The 19,685-nt window shown below is 74.9% G+C and carries 17 protein-coding genes; 15 read left to right on the top strand and 2 right to left on the bottom strand.

Going from position 1 to position 19,685, the window contains the following annotated elements:
- The first annotated feature begins 5 nt into the window (after window positions 1–5).
- A complete protein-coding gene (gene ilvA / locus IEY37_RS01665; protein ID WP_188939751.1) occupies window positions 6–1,244 on the top strand; it encodes a threonine ammonia-lyase in 1,239 nt (412 codons plus the stop codon).
- A 35-nt stretch (window positions 1,245–1,279) separates the two neighbouring features.
- Here ilvA and greA read toward each other — a convergent pair whose 3' ends face one another.
- Window positions 1,280–1,771 (bottom strand): transcription elongation factor GreA, encoded by a 492-nt coding sequence (greA, locus tag IEY37_RS01660; RefSeq protein ID WP_188939750.1) that lies wholly within the window; start codon window positions 1,769–1,771, stop codon window positions 1,280–1,282.
- Window positions 1,772–2,448: 677 nt separating this feature from the next.
- On the opposite strand from greA, the gene mca reads away from it, so the two are divergent.
- The 3 genes from mca (at window position 2,449) to abmR (ending at window position 5,418) form a co-directional block, all read left to right on the top strand.
- Window positions 2,449–3,315 carry a mycothiol conjugate amidase Mca gene (mca, locus tag IEY37_RS01655; RefSeq protein WP_188940143.1) on the top strand — a complete coding sequence of 289 codons (867 nt, stop codon included), beginning with the start codon at window positions 2,449–2,451 and terminating at the stop codon, window positions 3,313–3,315.
- Complete coding sequence (locus IEY37_RS01650; RefSeq protein ID WP_229673545.1) at window positions 3,312–3,740, top strand: hypothetical protein; 429 nt, start codon at window positions 3,312–3,314, stop codon at window positions 3,738–3,740. The genes mca and IEY37_RS01650 overlap by 4 nt, the downstream gene beginning before the upstream one ends.
- Before the next feature lie 1,204 nt (window positions 3,741–4,944).
- Window positions 4,945–5,418, top strand: coding sequence for an ATP-binding transcription factor AbmR (gene abmR, locus IEY37_RS01645; RefSeq protein ID WP_308426356.1), 474 nt, complete (start codon window positions 4,945–4,947; stop codon window positions 5,416–5,418).
- A 123-nt stretch (window positions 5,419–5,541) separates the two neighbouring features.
- Here the strand turns inward: abmR and trhA are convergent, their stop codons facing one another.
- Window positions 5,542–6,219 (bottom strand): PAQR family membrane homeostasis protein TrhA, encoded by a 678-nt coding sequence (gene trhA, locus IEY37_RS01640; protein ID WP_188939749.1) that lies wholly within the window; start codon window positions 6,217–6,219, stop codon window positions 5,542–5,544.
- 238 nt (window positions 6,220–6,457) lie between these two features.
- Here trhA and IEY37_RS01635 point away from each other — a divergent pair, with 238 nt between their 5' ends.
- The 11 genes from IEY37_RS01635 (at window position 6,458) to phoH2 (ending at window position 19,642) form a co-directional block, all read left to right on the top strand.
- Window positions 6,458–7,228 carry an isoprenyl transferase gene (locus tag IEY37_RS01635; protein ID WP_229673535.1) on the top strand — a complete coding sequence of 257 codons (771 nt, stop codon included), beginning with the start codon at window positions 6,458–6,460 and terminating at the stop codon, window positions 7,226–7,228.
- Between the two features lie 40 nt (window positions 7,229–7,268).
- Entirely contained in the window at window positions 7,269–8,615 is a 1,347-nt protein-coding gene (locus IEY37_RS01630; RefSeq protein ID WP_229673533.1) for a DUF885 domain-containing protein, read from the top strand.
- Between the two features lie 192 nt (window positions 8,616–8,807).
- Window positions 8,808–9,965 carry a lysylphosphatidylglycerol synthase transmembrane domain-containing protein gene (locus tag IEY37_RS01625; RefSeq protein WP_188939747.1) on the top strand — a complete coding sequence of 386 codons (1,158 nt, stop codon included), beginning with the start codon at window positions 8,808–8,810 and terminating at the stop codon, window positions 9,963–9,965.
- 172 nt (window positions 9,966–10,137) lie between these two features.
- Window positions 10,138–11,241 carry a glycosyltransferase gene (locus IEY37_RS01620; RefSeq protein WP_229673532.1) on the top strand — a complete coding sequence of 368 codons (1,104 nt, stop codon included), beginning with the start codon at window positions 10,138–10,140 and terminating at the stop codon, window positions 11,239–11,241.
- A complete protein-coding gene (locus IEY37_RS01615) occupies window positions 11,238–11,984 on the top strand; it encodes a class I SAM-dependent methyltransferase (protein ID WP_188939745.1) in 747 nt (248 codons plus the stop codon). The genes IEY37_RS01620 and IEY37_RS01615 overlap by 4 nt, the downstream gene beginning before the upstream one ends.
- A gap of 98 nt (window positions 11,985–12,082) precedes the next feature.
- Window positions 12,083–13,432 (top strand): glycosyltransferase 87 family protein, encoded by a 1,350-nt coding sequence (locus tag IEY37_RS01610; protein WP_188939744.1) that lies wholly within the window; start codon window positions 12,083–12,085, stop codon window positions 13,430–13,432.
- A gap of 13 nt (window positions 13,433–13,445) precedes the next feature.
- Window positions 13,446–15,014 carry a bifunctional glycosyltransferase/class I SAM-dependent methyltransferase gene (locus tag IEY37_RS01605; RefSeq protein ID WP_188939743.1) on the top strand — a complete coding sequence of 523 codons (1,569 nt, stop codon included), beginning with the start codon at window positions 13,446–13,448 and terminating at the stop codon, window positions 15,012–15,014.
- 88 nt (window positions 15,015–15,102) lie between these two features.
- Window positions 15,103–15,489, top strand: coding sequence for a DMT family transporter (locus IEY37_RS01600; protein WP_188939742.1), 387 nt, complete (start codon window positions 15,103–15,105; stop codon window positions 15,487–15,489).
- A gap of 130 nt (window positions 15,490–15,619) precedes the next feature.
- Complete coding sequence (locus IEY37_RS01595) at window positions 15,620–16,312, top strand: response regulator transcription factor (RefSeq protein ID WP_188939741.1); 693 nt, start codon at window positions 15,620–15,622, stop codon at window positions 16,310–16,312.
- A gap of 55 nt (window positions 16,313–16,367) precedes the next feature.
- Window positions 16,368–18,014, top strand: coding sequence for a sensor histidine kinase (locus IEY37_RS01590; protein WP_229673739.1), 1,647 nt, complete (start codon window positions 16,368–16,370; stop codon window positions 18,012–18,014).
- 266 nt (window positions 18,015–18,280) lie between these two features.
- Window positions 18,281–19,642 carry an RNA 5'-3' helicase PhoH2 gene (phoH2, locus tag IEY37_RS01585; protein WP_229673531.1) on the top strand — a complete coding sequence of 454 codons (1,362 nt, stop codon included), beginning with the start codon at window positions 18,281–18,283 and terminating at the stop codon, window positions 19,640–19,642.
- The last annotated feature ends 43 nt before the right edge of the window (window positions 19,643–19,685 follow it).

The following is a 19,685-nucleotide window of genomic DNA, read 5'->3' as shown; positions in this document are numbered from 1 at the left end:
GCAGTATGGCGCGGGTGGCGAGCGCGCAGCTGGACCGGATCGGTGTCGAGGAGATCCGGGAGGCGGCGCGGGTGTTGACCGGCGTCGTCCGCAGGACCCCGATGGAGTCCTCCCGGCCGCTGCAGGAGCTGGTCGGCGGCCCGGTCCACCTCAAGTGCGAGAACCTCCAGCGCACCGGCTCCTTCAAGATCCGCGGGGCGTACCTGCGGATCTCCCGGCTGTCGGAGGACGAGAAGGCTGCCGGCGTGGTCGCCGCCAGCGCCGGCAACCACGCGCAGGGCGTCGCGCTGGCGGCGGCCATGCTGGGGGTCCGGGCCACCGTCTACATGCCGGTCGGCGCGTCGATCGCCAAGCTCGCCGCCACCCGCGCGTACGGCGCCGAGGTGCACCTCGTCGGCGAGACGCTGGACGACTCGCTGGTGCACGCCCGCGAGTTCTCGGCCACGACCGGTGCGGTGCTGGTGCACCCGTTCGACCACCCGGACATCCTCCGCGGCCAGGGCACGGTCGGGCTGGAGATCCTCGAGCAGTGCCCGGACGTCGCGACCGTCGTGGTGTCCGCGGGCGGCGGGGGTCTGCTGTCCGGCATCGCCGCGGCCATCCGCCCGCAACGTCCGGACGTCCGGATCGTCGGGGTGCAGGCGGTGCAGGCCGCGGCCTGGCCGGGCTCGCTGGCCGCCGGGCGGCCGGTGCGGCTGGCCCAGATGTCGACGCTGGCGGACGGCATCGCCGTCGGCGAGCCGACCGCGCTCACCTTCGCGCACGTCCAGCAGATGGTGGACGACATCGTCACCGTCACCGAGGACCAGCTGTCCCGGGCGATGCTGCTCTGCCTGGAGCGCGCCAAACTGGTCGTGGAGCCGGCGGGCGTGGCGGCCGTAGCCGCGGTGATGACCGACCCGGAGCGGTTCCGGCCGCCGGTCGTCGCGGTGCTGTCCGGCGGGAACATCGACCCGCTGGTGCTGCTGCACGTCACCGAGCACGGGCTGGTCGCGGCCGGCCGGTTCCTGTCGCTGCGGCTCGAGATCTCCGACCGGCCGGGCTCGCTGGCCCGCCTGCTGTCCCGGGTCGGGGAGCTCGGGGCATCCGTGGTGGACGTCGAGCAGTCCCGGCTGGGCGCCGGGCTGGCCCTCGGCGATGTCGAGGTGGACCTGCGGCTGGAGTGCCGCGGCGACCAGCACCGCGACGACCTGATCAAGGTGCTGTCCGACGCCCCGGGCGTCCGCATCCTCGACCACAGCTGACCCCGGCCGGGCGGCCCGGCCGGGGACGGCGCGGCTCAGCCGGTGAAGGGCTCGACCTCGATGACGGTGACCTTCTGCGTCCGCCCGTTGGGGAGCAGGTACTCGCGCGAGTCGCCCGGCGCGGCGCCCAGGATCGACTCACCCAGCGGGGACTGCGGCGAGTAGACGGCGAGCGAGCCGTGGGAACCCTCCTCGCGCGAGCCGAGCAGGAAGGTCTCCTGGTCGCTGTCGTCGCCGTCGTAGGCGACCGTGACGACCATGCCCGGCTCGACGGTGCCGCCGTCCGACGCGCGGACGCCGACCTGCGCCTGCCGCAGCAGCTCCTGGATCTTGCGGATCCGGTCCTCCTGCTTGGCCTGCTCGTCGCGGGCGGCGTGGTAGCCGCCGTTCTCCTTGAGGTCGCCCTCCTCGCGGCGGGCGTTGATCTCCGCGGCGATGACGGGACGCTGGGCCACGAGCTCGTCGAGCTCGTGCTGCAGCCGGTCGTAGGCCTCCTGGGTGAGCCAGGTGATGGCGGTTCCGGTCATGGCGACTCCTTCTGCTGTGGTGCCGGTGCCAGCCGTTGCCCGACCTGCGCCGGGACGCGGCCGACGGTGTGCGGTCGCGAGCGGCGACGAGGCGGGTGAGCGACAACCCGAGGCGGTCGCGAGGCGCGGTTCTCGCACTCGTAGGTCGCTGCCAAACGGCTGACGGCCCCCGAGGGGGCCGTCCTGTGCGCCGATTCTACCACGGTGACCCCTTCGGGGACCCGGATGCGACGGCCGCCGCAGGGCCGCCGCGCCGTCCGCGGGCGGTCCCCGGCCGCCGCCGTGACCAGCGGTGACACCGCCGCTGGAGCCTCGCGGAAGGCGCCGGACGGGCACGGCCAGGCCGCGGCGCTCCTCGCGCGGCCGCGGCGGCCGAAGCTGTCGGTGGGACGGGGGACAATGGTCGACGGTGGGTGCCCCGAGTGGGCACCACCTCCCGGTTCACCGGCCGCGGGCGTCCGTGCCCGTGGCGGCGGAGTGGGGGGCTGCCGGGACGGTGCAGCCGTCGCAACGGGGCGGTCGCCGGAGGACGGCGGCACGAGGAGAGGATCTGGACAGGCGTGAGCGAGACCGTGTTCGAGACGCCGGCGACCGGACCGGCGGCGGCCCACGTCGAGCGCCCGGTGGTGGCGTCCGAGCGCCGCGCTTCGGTGGCCGCCGAGGCGCCGCTGCGGTTGATGGCCGTCCACGCGCACCCCGACGACGAGTCGAGCAAGGGCGCGGCGAGCTTGGCCAAGTACGGCGCCGAGGGTGCCGGCGTGATGGTGGTGTCCTGCACCGGCGGTGAGCGGGGCGACGTGCTCAACCCCAACTTCGTGCTCGGCGACCGCGACATGCCGGCGTTGCGGCAGGCGGAGATGGCGCGGGCGGCGGAGATCCTCGGTGTCGCGCACACCTGGCTCGGCTTCGAGGACTCCGGCTACCACGAGGGCAGCCCGGACAGCTGGCAGCTGCCGCCCGGCAGCTTCGGCGCGCTCGACGCGCAGATCGAGATCGAGGCCCTGGTCCGGGTGGTGCGGGCCTTCCGGCCGCACGTCATGACGACGTACGACGAGAACGGCGGGTATCCGCACCCGGACCACATCCGGTGCCACGTCGTCTCCGTGGCGGCGTTCGAGGCCGCGGGCGACCCGGACGCGTTCCCGGACGCGGGCGAGCCCTGGCAGCCCTTGAAGCTCTACTACAACGTCGGCTTCTCGCGGGAACGGCTGACCCGGATCAACGACGCGGTGCGCGAGCGGACCGGCACCGGGCCGTTCGACGAGTGGCTCGCCCGGTTCACCAACGAGGAGAACCCGCGGCCGGACCCGGGTGCGCGGATCACCACAAGGATCCCGGTCGCCGACTACTTCGACCTCCGGGACGCCGCGCTGCGGGCCCACGAGACGCAGATCGACCCGGACTCGCACTGGTTCTCCGTGCCGCACGACATCGAGGCCGAGGTCTGGGGGACGGACGACTACGAGCTGGCCCGCTCGCTGGTGGAGACCGACCTCCCGGAGACCGACCTCTTCGCCGGGGTCCGCGAGCAGGTCGTCCGATGAACGGGCTGACGGCCGCGCTGGCCGCGGTCCGCGGGTCGGTGTCCGCCGTGCCCGACGCGGTCGGGCGGGTGCTCGCGGGCAACTCGCCCGCGGACGTCGACCCGACCACCGGCAAGGGCCCGGAGTGGGGCAAGGCGGCCCCCATCGGGCTGCTCATCATCGTCCTGATGTGCGTCGTCTGCTACTTCCTCGCCCGCTCGATGAGCAAGAACCTCAAGCGCGTGCCGGAGAGCTTCGACACCCCCGCCGACGCCGGTGACCCGGCCGGCGCCGGATCACCCGCCGACGCGGCGGCCACCGCCGGTGCCGCGACGGGCAAGGGTGCCGGGGCGGCCCGTCCCGCGGCCGGTGCGGCGGGGCGTCCCGGCGCCGCGAAGTCCGGGCGCAGCGATCCGCCGTCCGCGCGCTCCGGCCGCAAGCGCTGACCCCGGTCCGTCCGGCCCGCTGAGACCGGGCGGCTCGCGGACGTCCAAGTTCGGGGCGCGCCGTGCTCGCGCCCGTCCGCCGGCTGAGGGGTGCCGGGTCGCCGCCGCGCCGAGCGTGGAACGGCGGTGACTCGCGAGCGGTGAGCCCAGGCACGGCGAACTGCGATCGCCGGACCGGCCCGGTGCGGCGCAGGCGTCGGACCCGGGGGCCGGGACCTCGCCGGAACGGGGGGCAGCCGGGCGGGGGCACCGTGCGGTCCCGCCGTCCGGTGGTTCCTGCTCGTTGCCGCGCGTTCGTCGATCGACGCTGTGGGGCGAACGGCCGCCGGCCGACCGCCGCGCCGGTGGGTCGTACGCGCCACCGGACTTCCGTTCCAGGCTCAGGCAGCCGGTGCGGACGTTGGCCCCGGTCCACCCGCGGCGGTCGGTCCGCTGGGCGGGCCAGCTGCTGACGCGGGCCAACGCGGCGTACGTCCGATACGAACCTCCCCTCGCGACGCTGTCCGTTGCGCCTGCCTCGCCCCTCCGTACTGCCGGGCAAGCCAGCGCCGGCCGTCCTGCGCGGTGTCCTGTCCTGCCGCCGCGCCCCCGCTCCGTCCGCCTCGCTTGCCGTCGCGCCTCTCGCCTGCGGTCGTGCTGGCCGGCCCTCGTGCCGAGCTGCCAGCCGTCGTGCCGTGCCGCCTGCCGTCGTGCCGTGCCGCCTGCCGTCGTGCCTTTGCCGTCATGCCGTCGAGCGGTCGGGCCGTCCGCCATCTGCCGCCCGGCGCTGCGCCGTCCTGTGCCGTCCGTGCCGTCCTGCCGGCCTCCGGTCGTCCGGTCGCCGCCTACTGCGCACGTCGACGAGACGTAGCCACTGGTGCATCGTCTGCAAGAGGTGTAACAATGTAATCATCACATCACGTGACAAGGAGAGAGCATGAGGCACAACCATCCACACCACCCCCGGTCCTTCGGACCGGGCTTGCCGGCGTTCGGACCGGGACAGGACGACGACGAACGCGGGTCGGGCGGTGGTCCGCGACGCGGTCCCGGCGGTCCCGGCTGGCCGTTCGGTCCCGGCGGTCCCGGCGGTCCCGGCGGTCACGGTGGCCCTGGCGGTCGCGGCGGCCGCGGCTTCGGTCCGCGGGGACGGGGGCGCGGGGGTGCCCCCGACGCTCCCGACGCCTCCGGCGCCTCCGGCGCCGCCGGCTGGTTCGCCGGCCGGTTGTCGGACCAGTGGTTCACCGGCACGCCCTCGGTGACGGTCGACCGCGACGAGATCCTGGTCGTCGGCCAGCTGCCGCCGCTGGAGGGTCAGGACGGCGCCGATGCGGCGACCCTGGCCGCTGCGGAGGCCGGGCGGATCGCCCGGTTCCGCGAGGAGACCCGGGAGCAGCGCATCGAGATCGCCCGGCAGGCCGAGCACCAGTACGGGCGGCAGGTGTCCTGGGGTGCCACGGTCGGCGGCACCACCGAGCTGTTCACCACCGCGTCCGTCCCGGTGATGACCCGGCTGCGCCAGCCGGAGCGGCAGATTCTGGACACCCTGGTCGACTCCGGGGTGGCCCGGTCCCGGTCGGACGCGCTGGTCTGGGCGATCCGGCTGGTCGGCGACCACGCCCAGGAGTGGCTGGGACAGCTGCGGGAGGCCATGTCCGAGGTCAACCGCCTCCGCGACCAGGGTCCGGACCTCGGCTGAGACGCGGTCCGGAACAGCCGGGTGGGCGGGCCGCACACCGGGCGGGCCGCCCGTCCCGTCCGACGTGCGCTCCGGCCGGTGCCCGGTGTGCCCGCCGCCCGTCGTCCGCGAGCGGCCGCGCTGCTACAGCAGCAACCAGATGGCGACGCAGTGGCAGATCGCGGCCAGCGAGACGGCGGCGTGGAAGCACTCGTGGTAGCCGAAGGTCAGCGGCCACGGGTTGGGCCGGCGGGTCGCGTAGAACACCGCGCCCACCGTGTACAGCATCCCGCCCGCCACCAGCAGGACGACGGCGGCGACACCGCCGCTGTGCAGCAGGTCCGGCATGACGAAGATCGCGACCCAGCCGAGTGCCAGGTAGAACGGCACACCCAGCCAGCGGGGTGCGTGCGGGAACAGCATCTTCATGGCGACCCCGCCGACCGCGCCGGCCCAGACGACGGTCAGCACCCACCGGGCCGTCGGCGGCGGTAGCGCCAGCGCCGCGATCGGGCTGTACGTCCCCGCGATGAACACGAAGATCATCGAGTGGTCGGCCCGCTTCATCCACGTGCGCGCCCGCACGGACACCCAGGTGTGCCGGTGGTAGGTCGCGCTCACGCCGAACAGACCCACGATGGTCACGGCGTACACCGCGCACGCCACGGCGGCACCCGGACCGGAGGTCCCGGCGGCGACCGCCACGAGCGCGATGCCCATGAGCGCCGCGACGCCGGTCGAGTAGAGGTGGATCCACCCCCGGGCGCGCGGTCGCGCCAGGGGTGGGCGGACCTGCAACGCGGTGTCGGGCACCAGGCCCATGTTCCCCGAGCGGCGCCCGCCGTACCACCCGGGGCGGTATCGCACAGGACACTCCCATGCCACCGCACCGACGCTGGGCGGTCCCGGCCGTCGGCCCCGGCGTCCGTCCCGGTCGCCGGACCGGGGCGGCCCACCGACCATCCCGACCGCCGCCCGCTGGCCGACCGCTGCCGCCCGGGCGCCGGACGGTCGCGCGGCGCCGTCGGGTCCGCCGGGTCGGCTCAGTAGGGTGCAAGCCGTGAGGTTGCCCGCCCTGCTGTACCGGGTGTACGAGGAGCGGCTCCGGCGAGGGCTGACGGGTGCGCCGCTGCCGCGGCACGTCGGCGTCATCATCGACGGCAACCGGCGCTGGGCTCGGAAGATCGGCCTCGCCGATCCGAGCGACGGGCACCGGGCCGGCGCCGCCCACATCGCCAACCTGCTCGATTGGTGCCGGGAGACCGGCATCGGCATGGTGACGCTCTGGTTGCTCTCCACCGACAACCTGCACCGGCGGGACGAGGCCGAGCTGCAGTCGCTGCTGTCGATCATCACCGACGTGGTCGACGACCTTGCCGCACCCACCACCGGCTGGAAGCTGCGCATCGTCGGCTCGATGAGCGTGCTGCCGCCGTGGATGGTCACCAGGCTGACCGCCGCCGAGATGCGGACCGAGGGGCGGACGGGCGTCGAGGTGAACATCGCCGTGGGCTACGGCGGCCGGCAGGAGATTGCCGACGCGGTCATCTCGCTGCTGCGGCAGCAGGCGCAGGCCGGCCACACGCTCGAGGAGGCCACCGCGTCGCTCACCGTCGACGCGATCGCCGAGCACCTGTACACGTCCGGCCAGCCGGACCCCGACCTGGTGATCCGCACGTCGGGGGAGCAGCGGCTGTCCGGATTCCTGCTCTGGCAGAGCGCGCACTCGGAGTACTGGTTCTACGAGGCCGACTGGCCGGACTTCCGTCGCGTCGACTTCCTGCGGGCTCTGCGCGACTACGCGGCACGACACCGCCGCTTCGGCGAGTGACCCGGTCCGGCTGTCGGTGCCCGGGCCTACCGTGGGCCCGATGGACGTGAGGCAACCCGGGTCCGCTGCGGTCGCCGGTCCGGACGTGGTGCGCGAGTACGTGCGGCTCGGTCTGCGGTTCGGCCGGCTGGTCGACGGCTTCGTCGACGCGTACACCGGTGATCCGGCGCTGGCCCGCGAGGTCGACGACGAGCCGGCACCCGATGCCGCCGGGCTGGCCGCCCGGGCGCAGGAGCTCGTCCGGGCGCTGCCGGACGCCGGGCTGCCGGAGCCACGGCAGAGTTTCCTGCGGTCGCACCTGTCGGCGCTGGCCGTGGCGGGTCGCCGGCTCGCCGGCGACGAGCTGTCCTTCGTCGACGAGGTCGAGGCGTACTTCGACGTCCGCATCGAGCCCACCGATCCGGACGTCTACGCCGCCGCGCACGACCGCCTCGGCGAGCTGCTCGGCGGTTCCAGGACCGTGGCGGAGCGCATGGCGCGCTTCCGAGCCGCCGAGGCGTGCCCGCCGGACCAGGTCGAACGCGCCGTGCGGGCGGTGGCGGCGGCGTTGCGGCCGGAGGTCGTCCGGCGCGCCGGGCTGCCCGACGGCGAGCACGTCGACTTCGAGATCGAGCGGGACGTGGCCTGGAGCGGGTTCAACTACTACGGGGGCGACTACCGGTCCCGGGTGGCCGTCAACGCCGACGTCGGTCACCGGATGAGCGGCTTCCCGGTGCTGGTGGCGCACGAGTGCTACCCGGGCCACCACACCGAGCACTGCCGCAAGGAGCTGCTGCTGGTCCGCGGCGACGACCAGCAGGAGCAGACCGTCTTCCTGGTCAACACGCCGCAGTGCGTGATGGCCGAGGGCCTGGGCGACCTGGCGCTCGCGGCCGCGGTCGGCCCCGGCTGGGGGCGGTGGGCGGCACAGGTGCTGGACGGCATCGGCCCCCGCTTCGACGCCGACCTGGTCGAGGAGCTGGAGGTGGCCGCCCGGCCGCTGAACAGCGTGCGGCAGGACGCGGCGATCCTGCTGCACGACCGCGGCGCCGACCCGAACGACGTGCTGGAGTATTTGCAGCGGTGGGGGCTGGTGGACGAGCGGCGGGCGCGGCAGCAGCTGCGCTTCGCGACCGATCCCCTGTGGCGGGCCTACACGTCGACCTACGTCGAGGGTGAGCGCCTGCTGCGCCCGTGGCTCGAGGCCCGGCCGGCCGGCCAGGACCGTTTCGACCGCTTCCGCCGGCTGCTCGACGAGCCGCTCACCCCTGAGGTGATCCGGCAGGAGCTCGACGCCGCGGGCGCCGGGACCATCGGAACGGCGCCGACCGTCGCCACGGCTGGGGGCGCAGGGTCCGTGGCCGCCGCCGGTCCGGTGACGCCGGGGTCCGACGGTCCACCCGGGTAGGCTCGCGGCCGCCGCAAGGTCACCGCGGCCGGCCGCCCGGGCCGGGTGACGGACGCCTCGCCGACGCGGGCGCAACCGGTGCCCACCCCCGGGGCGTCCATCCAGGCCACCGCCGGACCTGCGCCTGCCGGTCCGTCCCGGTCCGTCCCGGACCAGGCCGTCCGGCCCATCCCTGTCAGGAGTCCTGCACCCGTGACGTCGTCCCAGCCCGCCGGTCCGTCCGGCGCCGCCGCCCGGATGCCGACCACCGGCGTCCGCGCGGCCGGCGCCGACCCGCGGTCCGGTGCCCGGCCGTCGGACCTGTCCGGTGCCGGGTCGACCCATTCGTCCGGCGCCGGCCCGGTGGACGTGTCCGGCGCCACGGCGACGGACGTCCCCGCCGTCCCCGCCGTCCCCGCCGACCCGGCCGCGCCGGTCGCTGCACGCTCCCGCGGCCGCTCGCTGTCGCGGCTGTTGCGGATCGGCTTCCTCGTCCTGGTGGTCCTGTTCGCGGCGTACTGGGTGTGGCGCAACCGGTCCGAGGTCGGCCAGGCCTGGCAGCGGGTCGACGTCTGGGCGGTGCTGGCCGCGGCGGCGCTCGGTGCGGGCGGCGCGTGGTCGGGCGTCCCGGCCTGGCGCGACCTGCTCACCGGCCTGGGCTCGCGGCTACGGCTGCGGGACGCCCAGCGGGTCTTCCTGATGGGCCAGCTCGGCAAGTACATCCCCGGCGGGGTGTGGACCGTCGTGGCCCAGGCGAGCATGGCGCGCGACCTGCACGTCCCGCGGTCCCGCAGCGCCACCGCCAGCCTGCTGTCCATCCTGGTCTCCGTCGTCACCGCAGGGGTCCTGGGTGCGGTCGGCCTGCTGTTCGGCGGCAGCGCGGTGCTCGGCCGGTACGGGTGGTTGCTGCTCTTCCTGGTGCCGCTGATCGTGCTGCTGCACCCGGCCGTGCTGGTGTGGGTGGGGCGGCTGGCCGCCCGGGTCACCGGCCGTGCGGTCGCCCTGGAACGGATGCCGGCGCGCGACCTGCTGGGCGCGGCCGGCTGGCTGGCCGCCGGGCAGGTCCTCATCGGTGCGCAGTTCTACGTGCTGGTTGGCAGCATCAGCGGCCGGTGGGACCAGCCGCTGCTGGACATGGGACTGTGCCTGCTCGCCACCGCGGCCGGCGTGGTGGTGGTGTTCGCCCCGGCCGGGGCCGGTCCCCGCGAGCTCATCCTGGGCATCGGCCTGTCCGGTGTCCTCGACCCGGGGTCCGTGGTGCTGGTGGTCCTGCTGTCCCGGCTCGTGCTGACCGTCGTCGACGTCCTGCTGGCCGCCGGCGCCGCGGCGCTGGCCCGCCGCGCCGGCGCCACCGCGGCGGAGCCTGCCTAGCGGCCGGTGCGTCCCGTGCGGTCCCCGGTCGGGCAGGATGCTGCGTCGACGCCGGCCGCGCGGTGCGGGCGCGGTGCGGGCGGCGCCAGGCGGACGCGCACCGGGCTCCCGGCTCCGCCCGTCCCGACCCGCAGGCAGCGCCGCGCCCACCGATCCCGAGGAGGACACCGACGTGCGCATCGTCGCGTTCGGCACGTACCAGGCCGACTCCCACCCGAGGGTGGCCGTGCTCATCGAAGGCCTGCGGGCGCACGGCCACGAGGTCGTCGAGCTGAACGAGCCGCTCGGGCTCTCGACCGCGGACCGGGTCGGCATGCTGCAGCGGCCGTGGCGCCTGCCGGTACTGGCCGGCCGGCTGGCCTCGCGCTGGTACCGGCTGTGGCGGCGCGGCCGGGCCCAGCTGCGCACCGCCCGGCCCGACGCGGTGCTCGTCGGCTACCTCGGCCACTTCGACGTCCAGCTGGCCGCGCTGACCTTCCGCGGCATCCCGGTCGTCCTCGACCACCTGATCTTCGCCGCCGGCACGGCGATCGACCGGGGGACCCGGCAGGGGCTGCGCACCCGGCTGCTGTCCGTGCTCGACCGGCGGGCGCTGGCTGCCGCGGACGTGGTCGTGCTGGACACCGAGGAGCACCGCCGCCAGGTGCCGCCCGACCTGCAGGACCGCGCCGTGGTGTGCCCGGTCGGCGCGGACGCCCGGTGGTTCGCCGCGGGCCGCTCCGCCGCCCCGGACCCCGCCCCCGGCGAACCGGTCCGGGTGGCGTTCTTCGGCCTCTACACACCGCTGCAGGGCGCGACGGTGATCGGCGCCGCCCTGGGCCGGCTCGCGGGCCGGGACGACCTGCAGGTCACCATGATCGGCGCCGGTCAGGACCTGGCGGCCACCCGGGGGGCGGCCGGCCCGGACGCTCCGGTGGTCTGGCGCGACCTGGTGCCGGCTGCCGAGCTGCCCGCCCTGATCGCCGGGCAGCACGTGGCCCTGGGCATCTTCGGCACGTCCGCCAAGGCGCTGCACGTGGTGCCGAACAAGGTCTTCCAGTCGGCCGCCGCGGGCAACGCCGTCGTCACCTCGGACACCGGGCCGCAACGCCGGCTGCTCGCCGACGACGCCCTGTTCGTGCCGCCGGGCGACGCCGGTGCGCTCGCCGCGGCGCTGGTCCGGCTCACCGAGGACCGCGCCGAACTCGCCCGGCTGCGGGCCGCCGCGACGCGACGCGCGGAGAGCTTCACGGCTGCCGCCGTCGTCGAGCCCCTGCTGCATAAGCTCGCGCGATGACCGTTCGTACCGGTGCGCCGGCCGCCCCCCTCACCCCGCGCGCCGCGCTGCGATGGCCCCTGATCAAGCGTGCGGTGCGCCGCGCCCAGCCGGGCACGATCGTGGAGATCGGCTGCGGCCAGGGCGCCATGGGCGCCCGGCTGGTCGGCCTGACCCGCGAGTACGTGGCCGTCGAGCCGGACCCGACGTCGTACCGGGTCGCCTGCGAGCGGATCGAGCCCCGCGGCGGCACGGTGGTCAACGGGCTGACCGACGACCTGCCCGCCGGCCGGACCTACGACATGGCGTGCGCCTTCGAGGTGCTCGAGCACCTCGAGGACGACGCCGGGGCGCTGCGGGACTGGGCGCCACGGATCCGGCCCGGCGGCCACCTGGTGCTGTCGGTCCCGGCGTGGCAGCACATGTTCGGCCCGTGGGACAAGGCGGTCGGCCACTACCGGCGCTACTCGCCGGACGACCTGGCCGGGACGCTGCGGGACAACGGCTTCGAGCCGGTCGACATCAGCCTGTACGGGTGGCCGCTGGCCTTCGCGCTGGAGGCCATCCGGAACCGGGTCGCGGACGGCTCGCCGATCCAGGAGGAGTCCGCGCCGGAGCAGACCGCGCACTCGGGCCGGTGGCTGCAACCGTCCAAGCGGATCAGCGACGTCGGCATCACGGTCGGCATCCTGCCGTTCCAGGCGCTGCAGCGGATCGTGCCGAAGAAGGGCAACGGCATCGTGGCGGTGGCCCGGCGGGTGTGACCGCCCGGCCCGACCCAGGGCACCCCGCCACGGGCGGGTGCCCCGCGGCGTCCGCGGGCACACACGGGCCCGACGCCGGCGCAGGATAGTTTGCCGGGGTGAGCGCCGCGCCTGTCCTGGACCGGCCCACCGGGTGGGCCACGGCGCACCCCCGCCGCACCGTGCTCGTCGTCGCCCTGCTGGTCTTCGCCGGCAAGGTGGCCATCGCGGCCACCACCTACGGCACGAACGACATCTCGCACTGGCACGACTTCGTCCTGGGCGTCCGCCGCGAGGGGCCGATCGGCATCTACGGCATCGACTTCGTCGCCGTCGACGGCTACCTGGCCTCGTTCTACAACCATCCGCCGCTGATGGGCGACATCCTGGTGCTGGTCGAGCGGCTGGACCGGATCGGCGTGCCGTGGAATCTGTCGATCCGGACGCTGGCCAGTGCCGCCGACGTGGCGACCGCACTGCTGGTGCTCGAACTGGTGCGGCGCCGCCGGTCCCTCCGGCAGGCCGTGGCCGCGGGCGTGCTGGTCGGGGTGTCGCCGGTGCTGCTGGCCGTGTCCGGCTTCCACGGCAACACCGACCCGGTGTTCACCATGCTGGTGCTGCTGGCCCTGTACCTGGCCGACCGGCGGTGGCCGGCCGTCGCCGGCGTCGTGGTCGTGCTGGCCACCGGCATCAAGATCGTGCCCGTCGTCGTCGTCCCGGCCTTCCTGGTGTGGGCGTGGCGCGCCGGGCGGCCGGTGGTCGTCCGGTTCCTGGCCGGTGCCGCGGTGGCGTTCGCGGTGACCTGGGTGCCGGCGCTGGTCCTGCAGTTCTCGCGGGTGCTCTCGCACGTCTGGGGCTACGCCGGCAGCTCGCTGTCGCAGTGGGGCTTCTCCCAGCTGGCGCACCTGCTCGGGGATCCGGGGTGGCTGTCGGTCTACGCCGGTCCCGGTCGCATGCTGGTGGTCGCGGTGTGCGCGCTCGCCCCCGCCGCGGCGGTCTGGCGGTGGCCGGACCGCCTTCCGCTGGCCGTCGCCGTGGCGCTGGCCGGTTTCCTCGCGCTGTCGCCGGCCTTCGGCGTGCAGTACCTGGTGTGGGCGGTCGCCGTCCTGTACCTGGTCGACCTGACCTGGGCCACGGCGTACAACGTGGCGGCCGGTGCCGGGCTGATCGCGGTGTACATCGGCTGGACGTACAACGACAGGGGCACCCCGTTCGACGACGCCCGCGCCGCGCCGCTGACCTCCGGCGAGACCTGGGTCTACCTGGCGGTCTGGCTGGTGCTCTGCGTGGCCGTGGCCCGGGCCGTCCGCGACCTGGTGGCCGGTCCCGGCGCCGCCGGTCCCGTCGCCGGTGACCTGCTCGGACGCCGGCCGGACCCGGTGGCCGGTCCGGCGGACCGACCGGGTGGGGTAGGAACGACACAGCAGGCGGGGACGCCGGGGGACGGACCGCGGGGCGACCGCGGGTGATGGAGGGCATCGGATGACGGCGACGGGCAGCAGCGCGCGGCCCCAGGGCAGGCTGGTCCGGGACGGCCGTACCGGACCGGAGCTGCGGATCGGCATCGTGGTCGTTGCGTACAACGCCGCCACCACGCTGCTGGAGACGCTGGACCGGATCCCGGTCGACTTCCGGTCGCGCATCGCCGAGGTGATCGTCTGCGACGACGCCAGCCGGGACAACACCTTCGAGCTCGGGCGGCTGTGGGCCGAGCGGCCCGAGACGCCGCCCACCACGGTGCTGCGGCACACCAAGAACCTCGGCTACGGCGGCAACCAGAAGGCCGCCTACTCGCTCGCCATCGAGCGCGGCCTCGACGTCGTGGTGCTGCTGCACGGCGACGGCCAGTACGCGCCCGAGTGCCTGCCGGACATGGTCGCCCCGTTCGACGATCCGGACGTCGACGCGGTGTTCGGCTCGCGGATGATGGACCGCGGCGCGGCCCGCCGCGGCGGCATGCCGCTCTACAAGCGGTGGGGCAACCGGATCCTGACCACGGTCGAGAACCGGGTGTTGGGGCTGTCGCTGACCGAGTTCCACAGCGGCTACCGGGCCTACCGGACCAGCATGCTGGCCGCGGTGCCGTTCACCTCGAACAGCGACGGCTTCGACTTCGACACCCAGATCATCGCCCAGGTGGTGCACGCCGGCGGGCGCATCCTGGAGATCCCGATCCCGACGTTCTACGGCGACGAGATCTGCTACGTCGACGGCGTCCGGTACGCCAAGGACGTCCTCAAGGACGTCGTCGAGTACAAACTGGCCACGCGCGGCTTCGGCACGGCGCCCTGGGTGCCGACGCCCGAGGAGTACGCCTTCAAGGAGGGCGACGGGTCCTCGCACACGATCATCCTGGACATGCTGCGCCGGCTGCCGCCGTCCCGGGTGCTGGACCTGGGCTGCTCGGCCGGGGTGCTGGCCGAGCAGATGCGGGCGGCCGGGCACACCGTCGTCGGCGTGGACGCGCTCGAGCTGCTCGGGGTCCGCGACCGGACGGACGAGTTCCACCGCGCCGACCTCGAGCGGCCGCTGCCGCCCGAGATCGGCTCCGGGTACGACGTGGTGGTGGCCGGGGACATCATCGAGCACCTGTCCCACCCGCAGGACCTGCTGCGGCAGGTGCGGGAACTGCTGCGGCCCGGCGGCCGGCTGGTGCTCTCGGTGCCGAACTTCGGGCACTGGTACCCGCGGTCCCGGGTCGCGCTCGGGATCTTCGGCTACGACCGCCGCGGCATCCTGGACAACACCCACCTGCGGTTCTTCACCCGCTCGCTGCTGCGCCGGATGGTCCGTGACTGCGGCTTCGACATCGTCGCCGAGTCGGCGACCGGTCTGCCGCTGGGCCCGGTGGGCGGCAGCGGCCGGCTGACGGCGGCCGTCCGCGCCGTCGACGACCGGTTGGTCCGGCTGCGGCCGACGCTGTTCGGGTACCAGCACGTCTTCCAGCTGGTGCCGCACGCCGAGGACACCGTCCGGGCGGACGTGGTCAAGGTGCCGCACAGCGCGACCACCGACCGCGCCCCGGGCCGGTCCGGATATGCCTCCGCGTGAGCAGCGCGACGCCAGCGCCGGTGCCGGTCGACCCGCGCCGGTCCCGGTGGCCGGTCCGGTCGGCCGGGCGTCCGGTGGGCGGCGCCGGGTGACCGCGGCCAACCTGGCCGTGCTGCTGGTGGCCGTCGCGCTGGCCGCCACCGGCCAGCTGCTGCTCAAGCACGGCATGAACGGGGCCGCGGAGCGGGCGCGCTCGTCCGACCGGTCGCTGCTGGTCACCGCCGCGACCTCGCCGTGGGTGCTGGGCGGGCTGGCCGTGTTCGCCCTCTCCGCGGTGGCCTGGCTGCTGACGCTGTCCCGGGTGCCGCTGAGCCAGGCGTACCCGTTCAACGCCCTGGGGTTCTTGGTGATCCTGCTGGCGAGCTCGGTGCTGCTGCGCGAGCACACCAACGTCTGGACCTGGCTGGGCACCGGCCTCGTCGTCGGCGGCCTGGTCGTCGTGGTGACCCTGTCGCCGGCCGGCAGCGGCGGCTGACCGGACCCGGATTCCCAGGCGGCTCCCACCTGCCTGCCATGCCCTCCGGCCGGGGCTCCGCTGTGCTGGTCCGGTGCAATCGACCGGTCCTGCGGCGGTCCGCTCCGCCGGCGGGGGAGAATCCCGAACCATGACGACGCAGGCCAAGCTGCTGGTGGTCGACGACGAGCCCTCGCTGCAGGACATCGTCGCCACCTCGATGAGATTCCTCGGGTACGAGGTGCACGTCGCCGCGACCGGCCGGGAGGCGGTGCGGGTGGCCGGCGAGGTGCGTCCCGACCTGATCATCCTCGACGTCATGCTGCCCGACTTCGACGGGCTCGAGGTCATGCGGCGGGTACGCGCGGCGGGCATCGACGCCGGCGTGGTGTTCCTGTCGGCGCTGGACACGCCCAAGGACAAGATCGCCGGGCTGACCGCGGGCGGGGACGACTACGTCACCAAGCCGTTCGGGCTGGAGGAGCTCGCCGCCCGGGTCAGCGCGGTGCTGCGGCGGGTGCGGCCGGAGGACTCCGGCGACGGCGTGCTCAAGGTCGGCGACCTCGAGCTGGACCCGGAGACGTACCACGTCACCCGCGCCGGCCGGGACATCGACCTGGCGCCGACCGAGTACAAGATGCTGCGGTACCTGATGATCAACGCCAACGTCGTGCTGTCCCGGCAGCAGCTGCTCGACGCGGTGTGGGGTACCGACTTCTACGGCGACGACTCGGTGGTCGCCACCTACATCTCCTACCTGCGGCGCAAGGTCGACGCCGAGGGCGAGCCGCTGATCCACACCCACCGCGGGTTCGGCTACGTGCTGCGCGCGCCGCGGCATTGAACCGTCCCAGCCGGCGCCGGATGCGGCGGACCCCTCACCCCGCCCCGGCGTGGCGATGACGTCGGGCCGGCAGGACCGCACCGACCCGGTGGCCCCCTCTTCAGCCGGCCCGCTGACGCCCGGGGCACCGGCGCGGCCGGGTCCGCCGGCGCCGCACCCGGGTGCCCTCGCCGACCACGGGCTGCCACTGCTGCCGCACCCGCCGCGCTCCCGGTGGACGCTGCGTGCCCGGCTGATCGCGCTGGTGCTGGCCGTGGCGGCGCTGGCGCTGGCGGCGGTGGACGTGCTGCTGCCGCTCAACCTGCGCAGCTCACTGCTCAGCGACCGGGACACGACGCTGACCAGCGTGGTGTCCGCGCTGCCCCGGGCGTCCTCGGGCGGTCAGCTGGATCCGGAGAGCCTGGCGCAGATCAGCAACGACAACCCGTTGCGCGGCGAGATCGGCTGGTCCGTCGTCACCGCCACCGGCATCGCCAAGGTCGTGGTCCGGCCGGCGCAGGACAGCGCGAGCAACCCCGCCGTCGGGTTCCCGCCGCCCACCGTGGTCCCGGGGACCGTGGTCGACGTGGACACCGGCCGCCAGTACCGGATCCTGGCCGTGCCGGCCACCGTCGGCGGACAGCGCGGCGGCTTCCTGGTCGCCTGGTCGCCGATCAGCGACATCAACGCCACGGTGCGCCGGCTGGTGCTCCTGGAGCTGCTGGTCACCGCAGGCCTGCTGGTGCTGCTCGGCGCCACCGCGAGCCTGGTCATCCGCCGCGAGCTGCGGCCGCTGGAGGTCATGGCCTCCGCCGCCGACGACATCGCCGCCGGCGACCTCCAGGTCCGGGTGGACGCCGGTGACCCGGGCACCGAGGTGGGGCGGCTGGGGACCGCGTTCAACGGCATGCTCGACGGCGTCGGCGCCCTGCTGGACGAGCGGATCCGCGGCGAGGATCGGCTGCGCCAGTTCCTCGCCGACGCCGGGCACGAGCTGCGGACGCCTGTCGCGGCGGTGCAGGGCTACGCCGACCTGTACGCCGCCGGAGCGCTGCCCGACCGGGCCGCGGTCGGGCGGGCGATGGACCGGATGGGGTTCGAGGCCCGGCGGATGGGCGCGCTGGTCGAGGACCTGCTCACCCTGGTCCGCGCCGACGCCTCGGCCACCCCGGACCGGGAGCCGGTCGAGCTGTCCGAGCTGCTCGGCGGGGTCGTCGACGACGCCGCGGTGATCGACCCGTCGCGCAGCTGGCGGCTCGTCGGCGACGGCCGGCCGGTCGTCGTCGAGGGCGACAGGATGCGGCTGCACCAGCTGTTCGCCAACCTGCTGGCCAACGTCCGCACCCACACCCCGCCCGGGACGGTCGCCACCGTGTCGCTGCTGCCCGGGCAGGACGGGGTCGCGGTGGTGGTGAGCGACGACGGGCCCGGCGTCGACGACGCGGACCTGGGCCGGATCTTCGACCGGTTCTACCGCGCCGAGAAGTCCCGCAGCCGCGAGCACGGCGGCACCGGCCTCGGGCTGTCGATCGTGGCCGCCATCGTCCGGGCGCACGGCGGCCAGGTGATGGCCGGGCACAGCCCCGGCGGCGGCCTGAGCGTCACGGTCGTGCTGCCGCTGGCCGCCGGCACCGCGGCGGTGAGCCCGCCGCCGGCGGCCGCCGACGCCGACCCGGTGACCGCGCCGACGCCCGTCGCGGGCCGCAGCCGCGCCGAAACCTAGAGTTCACCCGGCGTTGCGCGTCCTTGCCGCGGAGGCGGGCGCGCCGCGCGTAGCGTCCCGCACGTGGACCGCGGCACCGCGGGACACACGGGAGGCCCCGAACGTGCCAGTGCTGGTCAGGCTCCGCGCCGCGGAGCACGGATCGACTCAGGCGAGGGGGCCGGTACCGGGCTCCCTGGACGCCGGCCACGGCCGGCGCCCGGCGGGGAACCACCGGCCGCCCCACCGCCGTGGGTGCGCGTATCCGCGCCCGCCGAGGAGATCCCGTGGTCGCACGCCGTCCCGCCAGCGCCGCCTCCCCGTCCACCGCTCCGACCGGTGACACCACCGGCCGGCGGACCTACGTCATCGACACCTCCGTCCTGCTGTCCGACCCGTGGGCACTGCACCGGTTCGACGAGCACGAGGTCGTCCTGCCGCTGGTCGTGATCTCCGAGCTGGAGGGCAAGCGGCACCACCCGGAACTGGGCTACTTCGCCCGGCAGGCGCTGCGGATCCTGGACGACCTGCGCATCGAGCACGGGCGGCTGGACGCCCCGGTGCCGGTCGGCGAGGCCGGCGGCACGCTGCACGTCGAGCTGAACCACACCGACCCGACGGTGCTGCCGCTGGGCTTCCGCACGGACAGCAACGACGCCCGCATCCTGGCCTGTGCGCTGAACCTGCAGGCCGAGAAGGCGCCGGGCACGGTCAGCCTGGTCACCAAGGACATGCCGCTGCGGGTGAAGGCGTCCGCCGTCGGGCTCGCCGCGGACGAGTACCGGGCCCAGGACGTCGTGCCGTCGGGGTGGACCGGGATGGCCGAGGTCCCGGTGACCGCCGAGCAGATCGACATGCTGTTCCACGCCGGCGTCATCGACGTCGACGCGGCGCGGGAGCTGCCCTGCCACACCGGCGTGAAGCTGGTCGGCGGCACCGGTTCAGCGCTGGGCCGGGTCACGCCGGGCAAGCAGGTCCGGCTGGTGCGCGGGGAGCGCGAGGCCTTCGGCCTGCGCGGCCGGTCGGCGGAGCAGCGCATCGCCCTCGACCTGTTGATGGACGACGAGGTAGGCATCGTCTCGCTGGGCGGGCGGGCCGGCACCGGGAAGTCGGCGCTGGCGCTGTGCGCCGGTCTCGAGCTGGTCATGGAGCGGCGGGCGCACCGCAAGGTGGTGGTGTTCCGGCCGCTGTACGCCGTGGGCGGGCAGGAGCTCGGCTACCTGCCCGGCAGCGAGGGCGACAAGATGCAGCCCTGGGCCCAGGCGGTGTTCGACACCTTGTCGGCGGTGGCGTCGCCGGCCGTCGTGGACGAGGTGGTGGCGCGCGGCATGCTCGAGGTGCTGCCGCTGACCCACATCCGCGGCCGGTCGCTGCACGACGCGTTCGTCATCGTGGACGAGGCCCAGTCCCTCGAGCGCAACGTGCTGCTCACCGTGCTGTCGCGGCTCGGCAGCAACAGCCGCGTGGTGCTGACCCACGACGTGGCCCAGCGCGACAACCTGCGGGTGGGTCGGCACGACGGCATCGCCGCGGTCATCGAGGCGCTCAAGGGCCACCCGCTGTTCGCGCACGTGACGCTCACCCGGTCCGAGCGGTCACCGATCGCGGCCCTGGTCACCGAGCTGCTGGAGTCGCCGGACCTGGCCTGAGCGGAGCGGCGAACGGCCGTCGCGGGCGGTGAGCCGTCCGTGC

Origin of the sequence: Nakamurella endophytica (assembly GCF_014646215.1) — a bacterium.
Lineage (GTDB): Bacteria > Actinomycetota > Actinomycetes > Mycobacteriales > Nakamurellaceae > Nakamurella > Nakamurella endophytica.
The sequence above is the reverse complement of the archived record's forward strand: the minus strand, read 5'-3'. Positions and strand labels throughout refer to the sequence as shown.